1 protein-coding gene and 1 pseudogene are annotated in these 1,007 nt (G+C 75.4%); one reads left to right on the top strand and one right to left on the bottom strand.

Annotated elements, in window-relative coordinates:
* Window positions 1–451: pseudogene (locus BZY54_RS47310) on the top strand (serine/threonine protein kinase); the annotation flags it as partial.
* A 52-nt stretch (window positions 452–503) separates the two neighbouring features.
* Here the strand turns inward: BZY54_RS47310 and BZY54_RS47305 are convergent.
* Window positions 504–1,007 (bottom strand): SLATT domain-containing protein (locus tag BZY54_RS47305; protein WP_086731473.1); only part of this gene is annotated, 504 nt, incomplete at its 5' end.

Here is a 1,007-nt window from a genome sequence, read left to right as displayed (position 1 = left end):
CTCCGTGACCGTCACCGCCCCCACCACCGCCGGCTCGACGGACCCCGGCCCTTCGCCCACGCCCTCGCGGCCGGACTCGTCCGCCCCGACGGACGGTGTGATCCCGACCGCGTACCTCGGCACCTGGACGACGACGATCACCAACGACCTCGGCGCCAACCCCCGCAACCTCACCATCAGCCAGGGAGGGGTGGGCGACACGGTTCTCACGCTCGTCGCCGACGGGCCGCTGCGGGGCGGCGGCACCTACCACTGCGTGTTCCGGGCCGAGCTGACCCGGCAGCCGGTGGACGGCGGTCCGCTGGAGATCGGCCCGTCCGATCTCACGGTCGGCCGGGGCACCCCCGGCTGCAAGCCGGGTGAGGCCACGCAGGTCTCCCTCCTGTCGGACGGCAGCCTCCGGCGCGTCAACACCACGACCGGGGACCAGCTGACCTACACCAAGGAGTGACGGGAGCGGCGGCGGCCGGCGGCGACCGGGGTGACCGCTCGTCCGCCGGCGGTCACCGCGGTTCCGGTGGCCGTTGCCGCGGCATGTTGGGCCGCGCACTCCCCGGCGGCGGCATCGGAAGCCGCCCGGGTCCGGCGGCCCCCGCCTCCGGCCGTCCGCCGCCCGGCACCGCGGACTGGAGCCCCATCGGCGCCGGGCCGACCCGGAACTCCACCATCCAGTCGGCCGTCTCCGTGCGCACCAGCTCGGTCACGTCCTCCGAGAACCGCCGCAGCACCGTCAGGCACCGCTCGGCGGCCTCACCGGCCGTCCCCTCGGTCGGCCCCAGGACCTCCCGCACGTTCTCGGTCGCCCAGTCGAACTGGAGCACCTGCAACCGCCGCTGCACGGCCTGCGCGGTCGCCACGTCCCTTATCCAGCCGGCGGTCACCCCGAAGTACCGGTCGATCCCGACGCACGCCACGGACAGCAGCAGCGCCAGATACCCCCAGGGCGCCACCTCGCCGACGACCTGCGTCAGGTCCAGCAGCGGCAGCACCGCCCCGGCCACCGCCCC

Origin of the sequence: Streptomyces carpinensis, assembly GCF_002154505.1 — a bacterium.
GTDB classification, from domain to species: Bacteria; Actinomycetota; Actinomycetes; order Streptomycetales; family Streptomycetaceae; genus Streptomyces; species Streptomyces carpinensis.
Note: the sequence above shows the minus strand (reverse complement) of the source record. Positions and strands in the feature narration are given on the sequence as shown.